The following is a 16,833-nucleotide window of genomic DNA, read 5'->3' as shown; positions in this document are numbered from 1 at the left end:
TGGTTGCGGGGGCCCGCAACGTCTTTTGTTATAACTTGGGACCGGTTTCGGGTTTTGCGCCCGGAAACGATGTCGAGGATGTTCATCACCTCGCCGCGTAAGGTGGCGTTGACTTCGCCGCGCTTGTCGCCGGGCTCAACCACCACCGCGTCGACCAGCGCGCGGAACGCCTCGGCAGCTTGATCGCGCAGTTCGGGATCAGCCAGAGCCTCGCTCAACTGCGTCACCTTGGCTTTGTAGATTTCGGCGATGTTGGGGTGAATGTCGGGGACGTCCTCGGGCGCCTGTTCCATACGCGCCAGGACATCCTCCTTCTGGCGCTCAAGTTCCTCCATCCTATCCTTCATGGCGGTCTGATACATGCCATCCTCGATCGCCGCCATGATGCCGGCGATGCCGCGTTCGATCTTGTCCAGCGCCCTACGGTCAAGCTCCGCCTGCGCCCGACGTTCACGGTTCTGACTGTTCAGCGCTTCGGCATAGGCGCGCACGGCCTTGGAGACCCTGTCGGCCGAAACCAGCCGCTCGGTAAGACCGGACAGAATACGCTGCTCGATGTCATCGCGACGGATGGTATGGCCGTTGTCGCAGGTACCCCGCCGATAACGATTGAGACAGCCATAGCGGTCACGGGTGATGATGCCGTAATTGCCGCCGCAGCAGCCGCATTTGAGCAGGCCCGAGAACAGGAAGGCCGGACGTCGCAGCTCGTTGACGTGCCTGGCACGATAGGCGCGCACGCCTTTGGTGACATTCTCGAACTGCTTGGAGATCTGCTCCTGCCGCCGCCGCGCCGCCTGCCATAGGTCTTCGTCGACGATGCGCAGTTCTGGCACCTCGGTCCTGATCCATTCGGACTCCGGGTTGACGCGAGAGACGCGCTTTCCCGTCGTTGGATTCTTGATGTAGCGCAGCCGGTTCCAGACCAGCACACCGGCATAGAGCTCGTTGTTGACGATGCCGGTGCCCCGGCAGACATGGCCGCGAATGGTGGTGTCGCCCCAAGCCTTGCCATTGGGGCCGGGAATGCCATCGCGGTTGAGATCGGCGGCGATAGCCTTGGGGCTCTTGCCGGCGGCGAATTCGCGAAAGATGCGGCGGACGATCTCGGCCTCGGCCTCGTTGATCTTCCGTTCGCCGCGCACCTGCTCGCCATCGCCGTTGAGACGTTTCACGACGTCATAGCCATAGCAGAGGCCGCCGCCCGCCTTTCCCTTCTCGACTCGGCCGCGCAGACCGCGGTGGGTCTTGGCGGCGAGGTCTTTCAGGAACAGGGCGTTCATGGTGCCCTTCAGACCGACATGCAGCTCGGAGATCTCGCCCTCGGCAAGCGTCACGAGCGTCACGCCGGCAAAATTGAAATGCTTGTAGAGAATGGCGACATCGGCCTGGTCGCGGCTGATACGGTCCAGCGCTTCCGCCAGCACGACCTCGAACTTGCCCGCCTGCGCGTCCTGCAAGAGCGCCTGGATGCCCGGCCGCAAGGTGACGCTCGCACCCGAAATGGCGGCGTCCTTGTAGGCCCCCACCACCTTCCACTTCTCCCGCGCCGCCTGGTCCCGGCAAATGCGGAACTGATCCTCGATGGAGGAAACGCTCTGATTGTCCGAGGAATAGCGGGCGTATAGCGCAACGCGGGTCATAAGACTTTCCTTTCTCTCAAGGGCGGATTTTACCCGTCCGGTTCCCGCCCCTCTTTCTCTGGCCGGTTGTCGTTCGCTGCCCGCTTCCGCCGCACCCGCTCCCAGGCCCTGATGTGTTCGCGGGCGATGTGGCGGCCGATGGCCCGTGCGATGGTGTCCAGGTGCCGCTCGGCTTCTTCCCCCGCCATTTGGTCTGGCCCATTATCGTTCGTCGGGGGCGGGATGAGCGCAGCCGCCTGTTCCTCCTTTTCCTTCATGGGTCGAACCTTTCCAGTATTGGTACACACCGGAAAAGGATCGCCCGAGGCGCGGATTACTCTTATGGCCCTTATGTACGCTCCTCTGACACTTCTGCCGTCCATCCCTTGGATGGCCGCCAATTCTGCGTGAACGACTTTCCCGATGCCGCCGCAATTGTCGGCGGCATGACAAACCTTGTGATCTCCTCGACGACCCCGGTCAGGTTCGGCGGATCGATCGGCAGCGGCGTTCGCCGGACGAACGCATTCCAGCGCTCCATGGCGTCCATGTCAGCGGCGAAGTCTTGCGATAGCGCCGGCGGCACCGTATCCGGCAGTTCTGTCTCGCGGCGCTCGAACGTGGCCCGAATGGCCTGCGAGAGCGTCTGTCCGTCAAAAGCAAAGAGGCGAGCCATGGACAGCAGATCGTAAAAGTCCTTCATCCGGCTGGTGCGGGTGCCGATATCGACGATCGCTTCGAGTTTCTCGGCAACGACCGTTTCGCGCGGATAGATCCTGAGCCGCGGTGCCGGGGCATCGAGCAGCACCGGATACTCCTGCTCCTCCAGGTCTGGCGTGACTGCATCGCCAAAACCGATATCGATCTGGATCGGCACGCGCGCCGTACCGATGAATGACAGCGCGCTGACCCGAACGCCGTCGTAGAGCTGCTCCGCCCGAATCGGTTCAGCGCGCACCGAGTCGAGATCGAACACGACGCCGTCATCGACGACAGATGTGCCCATGATGTCGCGAAACGCATCTCGTAGCGCATCGACGTCGGAATCACCGAAACCAAGCAGGTCGAGATCCTGCGTCGGACGAATGATGTCCGTCGTCCAGACGACAAATAGCATGGCGCCTTTGAGCGCGAAGCGATCTCGCTGCGACGACACACTCAGGCGATACAGCAAGCGTTCAAGCACGTAGCGGGTCAAAACGAGGTTGTAGTCCAGGCGCAGTCGGACGGTGACCGTCCGGAGCCGGTCGCGCACCGATTGGGCGATGTTCTTGCGCTTATCCTTCATCGGCCACCGTCGCGTCGAGATAGGGCTTGAGAATTGACCAGATATGAAGCTCCCCGGCATAGGCGGCGATCCGGTCGGGATGCGCCTTGCGTCTGCGGATCCCATTGCGGAGTCCTTCGAGGGCGACGTCGATGCCGATCTCCTTGCGATAGCGGAAGCAGTCGACGATGGTCTTGGCTGGATCGAAGATCGGCGTCTCGACCTTGTCGATCACATGGCGCTCGACGCCGACCGACATGGCCTTTTCGCCGAACCGGATGGCCCGGACCGGTGGATAGCTGATGCGAGGCATCCGCTCTTTGCGCCCGATGGCGACCCAGATATGGGGCGGCGCCTGAAGCGTGAGCTCGTGGAACTGGAGAGCGGAGATGAGGCAGATCACCCCTTTCGGCACGGCCTTGGCCACCTCTGCAAGGCTGTGGGTCAGGGAGTAATCGGCCTCCGGAAGCTGATAGAGGCCGCGGCCGACACGCAGGACGGAGCCGTCTTCCGTCATCCGGGCCAGTGTCTGATAGTGGACCCCGGCCGCCTTCAGCTCTGACAACCGCATGATGCCCTGCTCGCCAAGGAGTCTGACGGCTGCTTCTTTCTGAGATTCGGCACGATGCGCGGGCATGTGATGATCTGTCGGCTTTTCCATGTATATGCCGACCTTCTATCACATCCTGGCGCATTCGAAAAGCTCCTGCAACCGGCGCTCCCGCCAAGTCCGATTTCGGACGAGTTCCTAATTGATGGTTTGGAGCCATCGAAATGAGCAAAACTCGAAATGCCGATCCGGCCGCCGGCCACCCTTCCGCATCACGCAAGAAGGTTTTGGCTCGGCTCCTTTGCCGCGCTAAAGAAAGGCAGTTCGTCAATCTCCGCTACTCCCGCCGCCTGTTCCAGACGAGTTGCGCCCGATCCCCCTCCTCGGAGGGGAACAGGGCGGCGGTGAAGGGCTCGGGAAGCCTCGGGTCGTCGAGACGGACGCGGAGATAGTATTTCGGGTTATCGCCCGTCGTCCGGGCATCCCAGGCATCACCGATGCGGGCGTTGCCGACAAGGACGCGGAATGCCGGGGCGTTGTCGTGGGTCCGGTCGTCGTTGGGGACGAGCCGGACCTTGGTGTCGATGGTGAGCGTGCGGATGGAGCCGGTCCAGCCGCCGTCATTGGACAAAGTGAAGGCGCCGATTTGCATGGGTCACTCCTCGAACTGCGATGTGGATGAGACAGCGGGCGACGCCGCTTCGGTATCGCCCGCGCGCGCTGAGCGGGCGCGGCGCGCCGGTTTGTCGGTGTCCGTCTCCGGCAACCCATCCTTGCGCGCCTTGGCGAAGGCGCGGTCGCTGTCGAGGAAGGCCTCCAGCATGAAGGGAATGAGTTCGGCGACAGATTCGGCCTCGCCGTAGGTGGCGCGGTAGAGAGCGGCATAGTCCCGGAGCGCCTGGTTGAGGTCGGCGCCGACGGTGATGGTGATCTTCGCCGGCGTGCGGTCGGGGAGTTTTCCGAGTTTCAGATTGGCCATGATCGATCCTTTCAGCCCTGGTAGGGGCGCAATACGAGATCCCTGTGAACGATGATCTTGAGCGGCCAGCCTGGACGGACTGTGATGGTCGGCTGGATGTTGAGGTTCTTCTCGGTGATGCGCTGGCCGGCCCGGCTGACGTTCTGCTGGGTGGATTCGCGGATGGCCCGGACCAGATCGCTCTCGTCGCTGCCGAGGCTCAGCTCCGTGCCGACACCAAGCAGGGTGGCGAGCGCGATGCCCTTGATGAGCCGCCAGGTGTGGTAGTCGACCTCATCCTCGAGCCCGGCATAGCCGGCCGTGTCGGTGGTGGGCAGATTGTCGATCTCGATGGAGGAACCGTCGGGCAAAATGATGCGCTGCCAGACAAGCAGCGCACGCGACTGGCCGAAGGCAATCACGCTGTCATAGGCGCCGATGAGGCGCGAGCCCTGCGGGATGAGCAGCGTGCGGCCGGTCACCGTGTCGTAGACGTTCTCGGTCACCTGGGCGACGACGAGGCCCGGCAGGTCGGAATTGATCCCGGTGATCAGGCTCGCGGCGATCACACTGCCGGCCATCACCTGATAGGGCGAGACCGGCGTCTGCAGAGCATCGGGATTGTAGATGCCGCCGCTATCGCGCTGGCTCAGAAAATCCAGTTTGCGCTGCTGGTTGTTCTGGTCGCGCTCTGGGTCGAGCGCCAGGCGGCTGGCATCGGGCGAACCGGTCTCCGTTGCTGCCATTTGCTGGGACTGGCCCGTCACTGCCGGCGTGTCATGCCGCGGCCGGTTCTCGATACGGAAGAAAACGCCGGCCTCCTTCGCCTGAATGGCCTGTTGGGCGAGGCGCTGCTGCTCGGCGGACAATTCCGATCCTCCCGGCGCAATCCCAAGCTGCCGCTGGCGTTCAAGGATCGGCCGGCCGAGGTCGCCCGGCAGCGGTGGCCCCAATTTAGGTGTCCCGGGACGGACCTGCGAGTAATCCCCTGGCAGGGCAGCAAGGCCATCCGGGGTCGGCTTGCGCTCGGTGTTGTAAAGTTCCTCGGCCTGGTCCTGAATGCGCAGGGCCGGGCTTTGCAGCGCTATCATGGTCACGCCGAGGATGGCGCCGGAGCCGAGCGCGGCTACGCCGATGACAAGACCGCGCCTGAAGCGGACGACACGGCGGGGCGCGGCGCGCAAGTCCAGCTTGCCGGGATCGCGCTTGGACGAAGCGGCAGGTTTTGGCGTGGGTGCGGCGGTATCCGTCATGGCCCCTCCCCCTACCGGTCCGTGCGCGAAAACAGCACGGTGCGCCGTGGCGTCCCGTCGGTTCGGGAGATCCGCACCACCTGCTGCGGCTTGGTGCCGAGGCGCAGCTCGGCGGCGGCGAAGAGGCGGTCGACGATGTAGTAGTTGCCGCGTATGCGGAAGTTGACGAGCTGGTTGCCGCCGTCGGCACCGACGACGAAGAGCGGCGGCGCTTCGCCCTGGTCGATGCGGCGGGGGAACTCGATATAGACCTTGTGGCCGTCGTCGAAGGCGCGCAGCGGTTTCCAGGGCGGACTGTCGCCGGTGATGGCGTAACGGAAGCGGATATTCTCCAACGCCACACTCGAGGCGACCGGCAGCGCCGCCTCGGCCGCTGTGTTCTGCCGGCGCAGGGCGAGAAGCTGATCGGACGGATAGGTCCAGGAGATCGCCGCCATGGCGGTCCTCTCGGTGCTTTCGAGCTGGAGGTGATAGGCACGCCGGTCAGTGGTGATGACGAGATTGGTCTTGAGGCCCGGCGCGAATGGCTTGACCAGCACGTGGGTGCGCTCGCTGTCGCCCGCGCCGCTCACCGTATCGCCGATCACCCAGCGCACGGTGTCGCCGGCGGAAACGGAGGTCAGCTTCTCGCCCGGCTGCAGGGCGACATCGCTCACCCGCTCCGGCGCCGCATAGAGGCGGTAGAGCGCCCCTTCCGTATAGGGATAGACCTGGATGGCGTTGACATAGCCGTATTTCGTCGGCTCCTGCGTCGCCGCCTTGTTGGCGTCCTCGACCCGCTGGGTCGGCGGTCGCTTGTCCTCGGTCACCTCGCCGGGCTCTGGCTGAAGCTGGCCCGGCAATGGCAGAACCTTCGGCACCTCGACGATCTTCACCGGCCTGGCCGGTTCCCTGTCGATGACGGCCGGCTTGAAGTCGTCGGAGTCGTAGCTGATCGCCGGCGGCAAAGGCTTTGTGGCGCAGGCGGACAGGGCCAGCGCCGAAACGGTGATGATCAACACATTCTTCTTCATTGAGAGGACTCCTTGGGAGATTGCGGCGCGGCAGCATCGAGTTCGCGCGACCAGTCGATGGCGTTGACGAAAACGCCGAGGGGGTTCTTGCGGAGCTGCTCGGCGGTGCGCGGGGTCTGGATCACGACGGTCAGGATCGCGGTCCAGCGTTCGGTTCGGGCGAAGCTGCCGCGATCGAAGACCTGCTCGGTCCACTTGACCTGGAAGGAGGCATCGGAGGCCCGCACCACGCTCGTCACCTGGGCCGAGACGCTGCGGATGCCGATCGCGCTGAAGGGATCGTTCTTCTTCGCGTGATCGTTCAGGAACAGCGCCGCGCGGTTGGTGGCGAAATCGTAAGCGGCCAACCAGTTCTGGCGCACCAGCACCGGATCAGTGGACACCGAACGGACGTTGGTGATGAAGCGGGCGAGGTGCCAGGCGATCTGGGCGTCGGCCGGCTGGTAGTTCTGGATTGCCGGCGCGACGGCACGCGCCTCGCCGAACTTGTCGACCTCCACCACATAGGGCGTGACGCGGCTATGCAGCGACTGCCAGAGCAAACCGCCGGAAAGACCGACGGAAAGCGCCAGGCAGCCGAAGGCCAAGAGCCGCCAGTTTCTCGCCTGGATACGGGACGCGCCGATGCGCTCGTCCCAGAGCTGGGCGGCCTTCTGATAGGGAGTGACGGGCTCTGGCGTCGTGCCGTATCGCTGAATCGGTCGTCGGAAGAACATGGGTCAGTCGTCCTTGTCATTGAGGGAGGGATTGGCGCCGTTGCCGGGTCGGTCGCCGTCCTTGATGGCTTGGGTGGCGGTGTGCCGATGGGCGCGCGCCGTCTGCTCGGAGCGCAGGCGATTTGCCCAATCAGGCGCGGCGTTGGCGGGGGCGCTCGCCGATGCGGCGGCTGCTTCCGACATGGAGGCGGTCGGCGTGCCTCCGGTGGCAGTCCAGGCGCCACGGCGGCCGGCATCGGCGCTTTGCTTCAGAGAGGAGGTGGCGCGACCCGCGACTTGGCGCGCGGCGTTTGTGGCGGCTCCGCCGGCAGCGCGCGCCATGCCACCGACACCGGCCGCGACGCCTGACATGCCGGATGCACCCGAGGTCGCCTGCCCCAGCTGGTAGGCGGAGGATGCGGCAGCCCCCATCGCCGTGCCCGCACGGATGGCGGAAAGACCGCTGCCAGCGGCCATGCGCGCGCCGGCAAGCGCCGCGCCACCGGCGAGCATGGTCGCGCCCACCGCAGCGCCCGTCGCACCGAGAGCGGCACCGGCGCCGAGCTGTGGCGCGCCGGAAACAAGACCGGAGGCGATGCCGGGGCCGAAGATGCCGAGACCGAGCAGCGCAAGGGCGCCCAGCACCTGCGACATGGCGGCGGCAAGGTCTGGTTCCTGACCTTGAAGGCCGTTGGTGAAGGAAGCGAACAGCGTCGAGCCGATGCCGACGATGACGGCGAGCACCATCACCTTGATGCCGGAGGAAATCACGTTGCCGAGAACCCGTTCGGCGAGGAACGACGTCTTGTTCCAGAGCGCGAAGGGCACAAGGACGAAACCGGCGAGCGTCGTCAGTTTGAACTCGAGCACCGTGATGAAGAGCTGGATCGCCAGAATGAAGAAGGCGATGAGGACCAGGAACCAGGCCAGCAGCAGGACGAAGACGGTGAGTGCGTTGCCGAAGATTTCCGGAAAGCCGACGAGATTGCCGACCTGATCGATGAGCGGATACGCCGCCTCATAACCGGTGGCGGCGATCTTGCCAGGTTTGAGCAGATCGTCGGCGGCGAGCGTGCCGGGCGCGGCCTGGATTCCGAGACCGGAGAAGGACCTGTAGATGATCTCGGCAAGGTTCTGGAAGTTGTTGAGGATCAGCGCGAAGACGCCGACATAGAGCACCTTCCGGATCAGGCGCCCGATGATGTTGTCCTCGCCGCCCAGAGCCCAGAACAGGCCTGCCAGCGTGATGTCGATGCCGATCAGGATGGTGGTGAGGAAGGCGACGTCACCCGACAGGAGTCCGAAGCCGCTGTCGATGTAGCGGCTGAAGGTCTCCATGAACCGGTCGATAATGCCGAGATCGTTCATCGCGCGCCACCTCCCCGTCCGTCAGTTCCCGGAATAGGCGGAGCCGGACCCAAGGAACCTGCGCGTGGTCTCGCGCGCCGCTTCCTCCGCCTGCGCCTTGCGCGCGGCGTCTTCGGCCTCGGAGCGGTAATGGGCGGCCATCAGCGTCTGGATCTGCATCTGCTGCTTGGCCGAGAGGGCAATGAGCTGGTTGGCGGCCTGCTGCGCCTGCAGCGCCCCGACGGCGCCCTGGCTCCGATTGACGAGATCGGTGAGTAGCCCTTCGTCCGCGCGCACGTTCTCGACGATCTGCGATTGCACCCGCATGGTTTGGCGGAAAGCGTTCATGGCACTCTGCCAGCGCTCGCGCGCGGCAGTGGCGATATCGCTGGTGCTGACCGTGGCGTCGTACGAGCTTGGATATTGCTGCCGCCACTGGCCTTCGAGCTGCGTCAGGTCGAAGCTGAGGCCGTCGACCTGCATCATCAGCCCGTCGATACGGTTCAGCGCCCCCTGGAGTTGTCCGAGCGAGGAGAAATCCAGCCGCTGAAGGTTCTTTGCCATGTTCTGCAACATGACCGCCTGATTCTGGAGCTGCTGGATCTGGTTGTTGATCTGCTCCAGCGCACGCGCCGCCTGCAGGACATTCTGACCGTAGTTGGTGGCATCGAAGACCGGCCAGGCGGCATGGCCCGCCTGTGGCGCAGCGATGGCAAGAGATGCGGCGACGATCGCCGCGAGAGACGTGCGTTTCATGGTGTTGGCTCCTGCGTTTGGGGAGAGAAGCGGCCGATGATGTCTGCGGCCCAATCGAGGCCGCGCGCCTTCAGGAATTCGACGGCGAAGGCCTCCCGGCCACGCTCGGCCAGGATCGTGTCGATGAGCGTCTGCGCGGCGGGATCGGAGGCGCCACAGAGCGCGAGCGCCACGGGACCGAGGCCCAGCTCGAACAGCCGGTTGCCGCGGCGCGATTGCAGGTAGTAGTGCCGTTTCGGCGTTGCCTGCGCGATCAGTTCGATCTGCCGATCGTTGAGACCGAAGCGCTCATAAGCGGCCCGTGCCTGCGGCTCGACGGCGCGGTCGTTGGGAAGGAAAATGCGCTGCGGGCAGGACTCGATGATGGCGGGTGCGATGGCGCTGTCGGCCACGTCCGCCAGCGACTGCGTCGCGAAGATCACCGAGACGTTCTTCTTGCGCAGGACCTTCAGCCATTCGCGGATGCGCGCAGCGAAGAGCGGATTGTCGAGATAGACCCAGGCCTCGTCGAGAACCAACAGGGTTGGATTGCCCGTGAACCGCTCCTCGAGACGGTGGAAGAGATAGGTCAGCACCGGCAGGACGACGCTGGCCTCGTGCATCAGTTCCTCGGTCTCGAAGCACTGGACGTCGGAGAGCGCCAGCCGATCGTCGGCGGCGTCGAGCAGCCGGCCGAAGGGACCATCGAGCGTGTATGGTTGGAGCGCGGCCTTGAGGGCGTTCGCCTGGACGAGGACGGACAGGCCGGTGAGCGTGCGCTCCTCGGCCGGCGCGGTGGCGAGGTTCTTCAGCGCCGACCAGACGGCCTCCTTCACCTCCGGGGTGACGGTGACTTTCTCGTGCGCCAGCAAGGCGCCGATCCATTCAACCGCCCAGCTTCGCGTCGCCGGATCGTCGATGTCGCGGAGCGGCTGGAAGGCGAGCGCGTTCGTGATGTCATCAGGGGCCGCACCCAGCGCATGATGCTCCCCACCCATGGCGAGCACGGCGGCGCGCGCCGAATTGCCCTTGTCGAAGATGTAGACCTGAGAGCCGGCATAGCGCCGGAATTGCAGTGCGATCAGCGACAAGAGCACCGACTTGCCTGCGCCGGTCGGACCCACGATCAGCATGTGGCCGACATCGCCCACATGGGTGGAGAAACGGAACGGTGTGGAGCCGCTGGTTTCCGCATAGAGTAGCGGCGGGCCGTCGAGATGGGCATTGTGCGCCGGTCCGGCCCACACCGCCGAGAGCGGCATGAGATGGGCGAGGTTCAGGGTGTGGACGAGCGGCTGCCGGACATTGGCGTAGACATGGCCCGGCAGTGAACCGAGCCAGGCTTCGACGGCATTCACCGTTTCCCGAATGCAGGTGAAGCCGAGGCCGTTGACGATGCGCTCGACGGCGCGGACCTTTTCCTCCGCGGTATCCCGGTCCTCGTCCCAGACGGTGATGGTCGTCGTCAGATAACCGAAACCGACATGATCACTGCCGAGCGCCTGCAAAGCGGCGTCTGCATCGAGCGCCTTGTTGTCGGCGTCGCTATCGACCAGTACAGCAGGCTCGTTGGTCAGCACCTCGCGCAGGATGGCGGTGATCGACTTGCGCTTGGCAAACCACTGCCGGCGCAGCCGCGTGAGCACCTTCGTCGCCGCGGTCTTGTCCAGGGGCAAGAAGCGCGTCACCCAGCGATAGGCGAAATCCTGATGGTTCAGGGCGTCGAGGATGCCGGGGCGGGTCGCGTTCGGAAAACCGAGGATCGTCAGCGTCCGCAAATGCCAGTCGCCGAGCATCGGCTCCAGGCCGCCGGTCAGCGGCGTGTCTACCAGCACACCGTCGAGATACATCGGCGTTTCGGGCACGGCGACGGGATGGCGTTTCGTCGAAATGACCCCGTGCAGAAAGGTCAGCGTCTCGGCATCGTCGAGCGCACGGATCTCGGGCAGAAAACCGGACAGGAGATCGAGCACTCGCTCGGTCTCATCCCGGAACCGGGCCTGTTCCTGCCGCCAGTTCCGGGCACCGCCGTCCCCTTCCCCCTTCCGGTCGGAATCCAGCAGCGCATTCTCGGTGCGCGCCTGCGCGTCGGGCGGCGGCATGTAGAGAAGTGTGAGGTGATAGCGGCTTTCGAAATGCCGGCCCTGCCGTCCCTCTTCAAAAGCCGCGCGGCGTTCCTCATTGACAAGCCATGAGGCCGCGTCCGGAAAATTGGACCGCGGATAATCCTGCGCCTCAAGCCGCTCCGCCTCGAAGAACAGCGCCCAGCCGGAGCCGAGGCGCTTCAGCGCATTGTTGGCCCGCGCGCAGAGCCCGACCAGTTCGGCCTCCGTCGCGCTTTCGAGATCGGGGCCGCGAAAGCGGAAGCTGCGCTGGAAACTGCCGTCCTTGTTGAGGACGATGCCGGGCTCGATCAGCGCCGCCCAGGGCAGCAAATCGGCAAGCCGGTCGGCATTATTGCGATATTCGGCCAGATTCAGCATCGCCACCACCCCCGTTGACGCAGGTGGCGGGCAAGCACGGACAGGAAGTCCGGATCGCGCCGGGCCGCAAAAACGCTGAGCGTATGCCCGGCGACGAACAGGCCGAGCCCGGCGATCCACTGCTGGAGTCCGAGACCGATGGCGGCCGCCAGCGTGCCGTTGAGGATAGCGACGGCGCGCGGCGCGCCGCCGAGCAGGATGGGCTCAGTCAGCGCGCGATGGACCGGGATTTCGAAGCCCTCGATGTGGCGAGCAGCATCCATCAGACGAGCGCCCCGCCGCCGAAGGAGAAGAAGGAGAGGAAGAAGCTCGACGCCGCGAAGGCGATGGACAGGCCGAAGACGATCTGGATCAGCCGCCGGAAACCGCCCGAGGTTTCACCGAAGGCGAGCGTCAGGCCGGTGATAATGATGATGATCACCGCTACGATCTTGGCCACCGGCCCCTGAACCGATTCCAGGATACGCTGGAGCGGTTCTTCCCACGGCATGCCGGAGCCCGCCGCATAGGCCGGGGCCGTGAGCAGAAACGTGAGGGCGGTAGCCGACAGAAATCGGAGCTTTTTGCGCATGAGATGTCCTTTCACGAGAGCGATTGCAGTTGGGGCATGGAAAGCGTGGTCACCGCGTAATCGCCGTTGGCGTCGAGGCCGGTGACTTCGGCGATGGTCTCGATCTGTCGGGATGAGCCGCGCCCGGCGATGAACACGACAAGATCGATCGCCTCGGCGATCAGGCGACGCGGGATGACGGTGACGCTCTCCTGGACGAGCTGCTCGATCCGGTAGAGGGCGGCGTGCGCGGAATTGGCATGCACGGTGGCGATGCCGCCCGGATGACCGGTGTTCCAGGCCTTGAGCATGTCGAGCGCTTCGGCACCCCGCACCTCGCCGACAATGATGCGGTCGGGGCGCAGGCGCAGGGTCGAGCGTACGAGATCGGCCAGAGATACGACGCCCGGCCGTGTGCGCAGCGCCACACAATCCTTCGCCGCGCATTGCAGCTCGCGCGTATCCTCGATGAGGATCACCCGCTCGTCGCAGTTGGCGATCTCGGCAAGCAGCGCATTGGCAAGCGTGGTCTTGCCCGAGGAGGTGCCGCCGGCGACCAGGATGTTTATCCGCTCCCGCACCGCCTGCCTGAGGGCTTCGGCCTGGATCGGGACCATGATCTGGGCACGGACGTAGTCGGCTAGGGTGAAGATCTTCGCGGCGGGCTTGCGGATGGCGAAGCACGGCGCCAATGCGACCGGGGGCAGCACGCCCTCGAAGCGCTCTCCCGATGGCAGCTCGGCGCTGACGATGGGATTGTCCGCATGCACCTCGGCGCGGACATGGGAAGCGACCAGGCGGATGATCCGCTCGGTTTCGGAGGGGTGAACACGCAGGCCGGCATCGCTGCGTCCCTCGCCGAGACGGTCGATCCAGAGCCTGCCGTCGGGGTTGACCATCACCTCGATCACGGCGGCATCGCCAAGGGCCTCGTTGATCGTCGGCCCCATCGCCGTCTTCAGCATGGCGCGGCGGCGTTCCTCGGCAGTCGTGCTCACGGGTTTTCCTCCTCGTCCCTGGGGCCGAGCGAGCGCTTGCCGCCGGCGATCTGGCGGCCGACCTGCTCGACGAATTTCTGGTAACGCTCCTGCGCGACCGCCTGCGTCGCCTTGTCCGGGATCGGCGTGTGCGCGTTGAAGGTGAGATAGAGCCGCACGAAGAAGGCGAGGCTCTCGGTCAGGACATCGATGTCGCGCCGGATGAGGTTGTTCTCGCGCGTCAGCCGGTCGAGGCGGATCCTCAACGCCTCATCGATCGCATGGGCACCGCGGTGACGGATGTAATGGCGGATCGCGTCAGTGATGATCGCGGATTTGGAGGCGCCAGGCTTGGCCGCCAGCGCTTCCAGCTCGGCGCTCGTTTCCTCGTCGATGTAGATGTTGTGACGCGGCTTCATGCAGTGTTGCCCTGACAGTCTTGAAAAAGTCAGGACAAGGATCGCCGGATGCGCCGGAATCTCTTACGGCCTTTATGTACGATGGAATGCGATCACATGCGGATGCTTGCGCGGGATCAGAATCCTTCGAGGATATCCTTCTCCGGCCCCATCGCTTCGTTGACGCCATAGACGCGCGCCGGCTTCGACAGCCGATCCAGGGCGCGTTTGTCGGCGACGACATCCGACTCGTCCACATCGAGCCCCGGAAGATCCGGCTGCCCGGGCTCGACGGGCTTCGCGGTCTCTTCCTCCGCCAAGCCCGGGTGGCGCTGCTGCTGAAGCCCGCCTTCCTCGCCAAGAGAACCGCGCCTGGTACCGTCCTCGTCGGAAGGCATCAGGCGGTCGTCGGTATCGCGCACCTGGCCGCTCCAGTCGTCGGGGCGCGGTGCCGGTTTGTCCTCGTAGCCGCCTTCGGAAAGATGCGGGGCCGGCAGAACACGCTGCGTGAAGTTCCGATCTTCGTAATAGCGGAGCTTCTTCGCCCGAATCGGCGGCAGGCCGGAGACCAGCACCAGCTCGTCCGCGGATGGCAATTGCATCACCTCGCCGGGCGTAAGCAGCGGACGCGCCGTCTCCTGCCGGCTGACCATCACATGCGACAGCCACGGCGCCAGACGATGGCCCGCATAGTTGCGCTGGGCGCGCAGTTCAGTCGCCGTGCCGAGAGCATCGGAGATGCGCTTCGCCGTCCGCTCGTCGTTGGAGGAAAAGGCGATCCGCACATGGCAGTTGTCGAGAATAGCGTTGTTCTCGCCATATGCCTTGGAAATTTGATTGAGGCTCTGAGCGATCAGATAGGCACGAATGCCGTAGCCGGCCATGAAGGCGAGCGCGGTCTCGAAGAAATCGAGACGCCCCAGCGCCGGGAACTCGTCGAGCATCATTATGAGCTGATGCCTGCGGGCCTTCTTCGGGTCTCCTTCCAGCCGCTCGGTCAACCGCCGGCCGATCTGGTTCAACACCAGTCGCACCAACGGTTTGGTGCGGGAGATGTCGGACGGCGGAATGACCAGATAGAGCGAGACCGGATGTTCGGCATCCATGAGATCGGCGATGCGCCAGTCGCAGGCCGAGGTCGTCGCCGCGACGGTAGGATCGCGATAGAGGCCGAGGAAGGACATGGCGGTGGAGAGCACACCCGAGCGCTCGTTCTCCGACTTGTTCAGCACCTCCCGAGCGGCCGACGCCACAACCGGATGGACCTTCGGATCCTCGGGCGTGCCGAGATGGTTGGTCGCCATCATGCGCCGCAGCGTCGCCGCGAAGGACCGTCGCGGATCGGACAGGAAGGTGGCGACGCGCGCCAGCGTCTTCTCCTCCTCGGCATAAAGCACGTGCAGGATGGCGCCAACCAGCAAGGCGTGGCTGGTTTTTTCCCAATGGTTCCGGCGCTCGAGCGCACCCTCGGGATCGACCAGGATATCGGCGATGTTCTGGACGTCGCGCACCTCGTCCGGCCCCTTGCGCACTTCCAGCAGCGGATTGTAGCGGGCTGAACGCGGATCGGTCGGGTTGAACAAGAGGCAATGCGAGAACTTTGCGCGCCAGCCGGCGGTCAACTGCCAATTCTCGCCTTTGATGTCGTGGATCACCGCCGAGCCGGTCCAGGTGAGAAGCGTCGGGACGACGAGGCCGACGCCCTTGCCCGAGCGCGTCGGCGCGAAAGCCATGACATGCTCCGGTCCATCATGGCGCAAGTATCGGTCCTTCAGCCGGCCGAGGAACACGCCCGCCGGACGAAACAGTCCCGCTTTCTCTATCTCCCCCTTCACGGCCCAGCGCGACGAGCCATAGGTGGTGACGAGCCTGCTCTGCCGCGCCCGCCAGAGGGAGCCCGCAATCGCGGCGGCACAGCCCATGAAGCCGCTGCCCGCCGCCAGCATCCCGGCCTTGTCGAACACCTCCGGCGCATAGGCCTCGTAGAAATACCACCATTCGAACAGCTTCCACGGCTCATAGACCGGCCAGCCGATGAGAACGAACCAAGGGCTGCCGAGCTGCGCCTGATAGCCCAGCATGTCCGCACACCACTGAGTCGCCGTCCACACGCCGAAAATGACGATGGCGAACACAACGGCGATCTGGCCGATCAGGAGCTTGGTGGGTGTCATGGGCGTCGTTCCGTTGATGGAGGCAAACGGAACGATAATCGCGCGACGCGGCGGAAGCGCTTACGGTCTTTATATACGCTGAAATGCGATGGACATTCTTAAATCAGGCCAGCCACCCGGCATAAAGCGCCGTCTGCCAAGCGAAATACCCCGCCGCAGCCATGAGCAATACGCCGCCCACGCGCTCGGCCCAGAGCATGACACTTCGTGTGTGCCTGAACTGCGCAAGGCTCGCCGCCGTGGTTCCCGCAATCACGAGGGGCGTTCCGCGCGCCAGGCCGAAGCTGCCCATGAGCACGGCTCCCAGAATGGGATCGGCGGTCGAGGACGCCGCGACCACGACGGGGAAGAGTAGCGGCGTGCAAGCCGGACATGTGGAAAGTCCGAAAGGCAAGCCCAGAGCATAGGCGCCGAAAAGCGTGCTGGCCGATCCTGCCGAAGGACGAAGCATCGGGATGGTGATGTGAATGACGCGCCACAACGCCAGTGCGGTCACTGCCAGGATGAGGGCCAGCAGTCCGTAGACATAGGCCAGCGCAGAAGTCAGCAAGCGGAGCACCGCAAAGCCAGCGAGACCGAACAGGCCTCCCAGGATGGCATCGACGGTAACGATCCCGAGCGCAAACCCGGCCGACAAGCAAAGCCCCCGCATGCGTGCATTTCCTGTTGCGTTCGTTCCTTCGCTAGCGCCAAGGCCGGTGGCCACGGCGATCAGTGGAAACGAACTTGGCGCGATCCCGACGATAAAGCCCGCCAGGAGGACGAGGGCGACCGTAAGCGGAGTGAGACCGTCGATATTCTGCAAGAGCGT

General features: G+C 64.7%; 18 protein-coding genes. All 18 read right to left on the bottom strand.

Features of this window, described 5'->3' with window-relative positions; all coding sequences use genetic code 11:
* A partial coding sequence (locus H2509_RS00575) for a recombinase family protein (RefSeq protein ID WP_182161216.1) occupies positions 1 to 1,643 on the bottom strand: 1,643 nt, incomplete at its 3' end.
* Between the two features lie 29 nt (positions 1,644 to 1,672).
* Positions 1,673 to 1,900 (bottom strand): hypothetical protein, encoded by a 228-nt coding sequence (locus H2509_RS00570; protein ID WP_182161214.1) that lies wholly within the window; start codon positions 1,898 to 1,900, stop codon positions 1,673 to 1,675.
* A gap of 71 nt (positions 1,901 to 1,971) precedes the next feature.
* The gene (locus tag H2509_RS00565) at positions 1,972 to 2,910 is read right to left on the bottom strand and encodes a nucleotidyl transferase AbiEii/AbiGii toxin family protein (protein WP_182161212.1); all 939 of its coding nucleotides are present in this window, start codon (positions 2,908 to 2,910) and stop codon (positions 1,972 to 1,974) included.
* Positions 2,900 to 3,526, bottom strand: a complete 627-nt coding sequence (locus H2509_RS00560) for a type IV toxin-antitoxin system AbiEi family antitoxin domain-containing protein (protein WP_182161247.1) — start codon at positions 3,524 to 3,526, stop codon at positions 2,900 to 2,902. The genes H2509_RS00565 and H2509_RS00560 overlap by 11 nt, the downstream gene beginning before the upstream one ends.
* Before the next feature lie 250 nt (positions 3,527 to 3,776).
* A complete protein-coding gene (locus H2509_RS00555) occupies positions 3,777 to 4,091 on the bottom strand; it encodes a DUF736 domain-containing protein (protein WP_182161210.1) in 315 nt (104 codons plus the stop codon).
* Positions 4,092 to 4,094: 3 nt separating this feature from the next.
* The gene (locus H2509_RS00550) at positions 4,095 to 4,418 is read right to left on the bottom strand and encodes a DUF2274 domain-containing protein (RefSeq protein WP_182161208.1); all 324 of its coding nucleotides are present in this window, start codon (positions 4,416 to 4,418) and stop codon (positions 4,095 to 4,097) included.
* An 11-nt stretch (positions 4,419 to 4,429) separates the two neighbouring features.
* The gene (locus tag H2509_RS00545) at positions 4,430 to 5,650 is read right to left on the bottom strand and encodes a TrbI/VirB10 family protein (protein ID WP_182161206.1); all 1,221 of its coding nucleotides are present in this window, start codon (positions 5,648 to 5,650) and stop codon (positions 4,430 to 4,432) included.
* A gap of 11 nt (positions 5,651 to 5,661) precedes the next feature.
* Positions 5,662 to 6,663 carry a P-type conjugative transfer protein TrbG gene (gene trbG / locus H2509_RS00540; RefSeq protein WP_182161204.1) on the bottom strand — a complete coding sequence of 334 codons (1,002 nt, stop codon included), beginning with the start codon at positions 6,661 to 6,663 and terminating at the stop codon, positions 5,662 to 5,664.
* The gene (gene trbF / locus H2509_RS00535; RefSeq protein ID WP_182161202.1) at positions 6,660 to 7,379 is read right to left on the bottom strand and encodes a conjugal transfer protein TrbF; all 720 of its coding nucleotides are present in this window, start codon (positions 7,377 to 7,379) and stop codon (positions 6,660 to 6,662) included. Before trbF ends, trbG begins: the two co-directional genes overlap by 4 nt.
* Before the next feature lie 3 nt (positions 7,380 to 7,382).
* The gene (gene trbL / locus H2509_RS00530; protein WP_182161200.1) at positions 7,383 to 8,726 is read right to left on the bottom strand and encodes a P-type conjugative transfer protein TrbL; all 1,344 of its coding nucleotides are present in this window, start codon (positions 8,724 to 8,726) and stop codon (positions 7,383 to 7,385) included.
* A 21-nt stretch (positions 8,727 to 8,747) separates the two neighbouring features.
* Positions 8,748 to 9,461 (bottom strand): P-type conjugative transfer protein TrbJ, encoded by a 714-nt coding sequence (trbJ, locus tag H2509_RS00525; protein WP_182161198.1) that lies wholly within the window; start codon positions 9,459 to 9,461, stop codon positions 8,748 to 8,750.
* The gene (gene trbE / locus H2509_RS00520; protein ID WP_182161196.1) at positions 9,458 to 11,923 is read right to left on the bottom strand and encodes a conjugal transfer protein TrbE; all 2,466 of its coding nucleotides are present in this window, start codon (positions 11,921 to 11,923) and stop codon (positions 9,458 to 9,460) included. The genes trbJ and trbE overlap by 4 nt, the downstream gene beginning before the upstream one ends.
* Positions 11,917 to 12,186 (bottom strand): VirB3 family type IV secretion system protein, encoded by a 270-nt coding sequence (locus tag H2509_RS00515; RefSeq protein ID WP_182161194.1) that lies wholly within the window; start codon positions 12,184 to 12,186, stop codon positions 11,917 to 11,919. Before H2509_RS00515 ends, trbE begins: the two co-directional genes overlap by 7 nt.
* On the bottom strand, positions 12,186 to 12,494 hold the full coding sequence (locus tag H2509_RS00510) for a TrbC/VirB2 family protein (protein WP_085126703.1): 309 nt from the start codon (positions 12,492 to 12,494) through the stop codon (positions 12,186 to 12,188). Before H2509_RS00510 ends, H2509_RS00515 begins: the two co-directional genes overlap by 1 nt.
* A gap of 11 nt (positions 12,495 to 12,505) precedes the next feature.
* On the bottom strand, positions 12,506 to 13,438 hold the full coding sequence (gene trbB / locus H2509_RS00505; protein WP_182161245.1) for a P-type conjugative transfer ATPase TrbB: 933 nt from the start codon (positions 13,436 to 13,438) through the stop codon (positions 12,506 to 12,508).
* 29 nt (positions 13,439 to 13,467) lie between these two features.
* Positions 13,468 to 13,869: a ribbon-helix-helix domain-containing protein gene (locus H2509_RS00500; RefSeq protein WP_182161192.1), complete on the bottom strand. Its 402-nt coding sequence runs from the start codon at positions 13,867 to 13,869 to the stop codon at positions 13,468 to 13,470.
* A 116-nt stretch (positions 13,870 to 13,985) separates the two neighbouring features.
* Positions 13,986 to 16,022, bottom strand: coding sequence for a conjugal transfer protein TraG (locus tag H2509_RS00495; RefSeq protein WP_182161190.1), 2,037 nt, complete (start codon positions 16,020 to 16,022; stop codon positions 13,986 to 13,988).
* Positions 16,023 to 16,125: 103 nt separating this feature from the next.
* Positions 16,126 to 16,827 (bottom strand): cytochrome c biogenesis CcdA family protein, encoded by a 702-nt coding sequence (locus H2509_RS00490; RefSeq protein WP_209001710.1) that lies wholly within the window; start codon positions 16,825 to 16,827, stop codon positions 16,126 to 16,128.
* Positions 16,828 to 16,833: the final 6 nt, after the last annotated feature.

Origin of the sequence: Stappia albiluteola (assembly GCF_014050225.1) — a bacterium.
In the GTDB taxonomy this organism is placed as follows: Bacteria; Pseudomonadota; Alphaproteobacteria; order Rhizobiales; family Stappiaceae; genus Hongsoonwoonella; species Hongsoonwoonella albiluteola.
The sequence above is the reverse complement of the archived record's forward strand: the minus strand, read 5'-3'. Positions and strand labels throughout refer to the sequence as shown.

Excerpts from the sequence above, each read along its gene's own strand:
- H2509_RS00570 (WP_182161214.1), bottom strand. The coding sequence starts at position 1,900 with ATGAAGGAAAAGGAGGAACAGGCGGCTGCGCTCATCCCGCCCCCGACG.
- H2509_RS00565 (WP_182161212.1), bottom strand. The coding sequence starts at position 2,910 with ATGAAGGATAAGCGCAAGAACATCGCCCAATCGGTGCGCGACCGGCTC.
- H2509_RS00560 (WP_182161247.1), bottom strand. The coding sequence starts at position 3,526 with ATGCCCGCGCATCGTGCCGAATCTCAGAAAGAAGCAGCCGTCAGACTC.
- H2509_RS00555 (WP_182161210.1), bottom strand. The coding sequence starts at position 4,091 with ATGCAAATCGGCGCCTTCACTTTGTCCAATGACGGCGGCTGGACCGGC.
- H2509_RS00550 (WP_182161208.1), bottom strand. The coding sequence starts at position 4,418 with ATGGCCAATCTGAAACTCGGAAAACTCCCCGACCGCACGCCGGCGAAG.
- H2509_RS00545 (WP_182161206.1), bottom strand. The coding sequence starts at position 5,650 with ATGACGGATACCGCCGCACCCACGCCAAAACCTGCCGCTTCGTCCAAG.
- trbG (WP_182161204.1), bottom strand. The coding sequence starts at position 6,663 with ATGAAGAAGAATGTGTTGATCATCACCGTTTCGGCGCTGGCCCTGTCC.
- trbF (WP_182161202.1), bottom strand. The coding sequence starts at position 7,379 with ATGTTCTTCCGACGACCGATTCAGCGATACGGCACGACGCCAGAGCCC.
- trbL (WP_182161200.1), bottom strand. The coding sequence starts at position 8,726 with ATGAACGATCTCGGCATTATCGACCGGTTCATGGAGACCTTCAGCCGC.
- trbJ (WP_182161198.1), bottom strand. The coding sequence starts at position 9,461 with ATGAAACGCACGTCTCTCGCGGCGATCGTCGCCGCATCTCTTGCCATC.
- trbE (WP_182161196.1), bottom strand. The coding sequence starts at position 11,923 with ATGCTGAATCTGGCCGAATATCGCAATAATGCCGACCGGCTTGCCGAT.
- H2509_RS00515 (WP_182161194.1), bottom strand. The coding sequence starts at position 12,186 with ATGGATGCTGCTCGCCACATCGAGGGCTTCGAAATCCCGGTCCATCGC.
- H2509_RS00510 (WP_085126703.1), bottom strand. The coding sequence starts at position 12,494 with ATGCGCAAAAAGCTCCGATTTCTGTCGGCTACCGCCCTCACGTTTCTG.
- trbB (WP_182161245.1), bottom strand. The coding sequence starts at position 13,438 with ATGCTGAAGACGGCGATGGGGCCGACGATCAACGAGGCCCTTGGCGAT.
- H2509_RS00500 (WP_182161192.1), bottom strand. The coding sequence starts at position 13,869 with ATGAAGCCGCGTCACAACATCTACATCGACGAGGAAACGAGCGCCGAG.
- H2509_RS00495 (WP_182161190.1), bottom strand. The coding sequence starts at position 16,022 with ATGACACCCACCAAGCTCCTGATCGGCCAGATCGCCGTTGTGTTCGCC.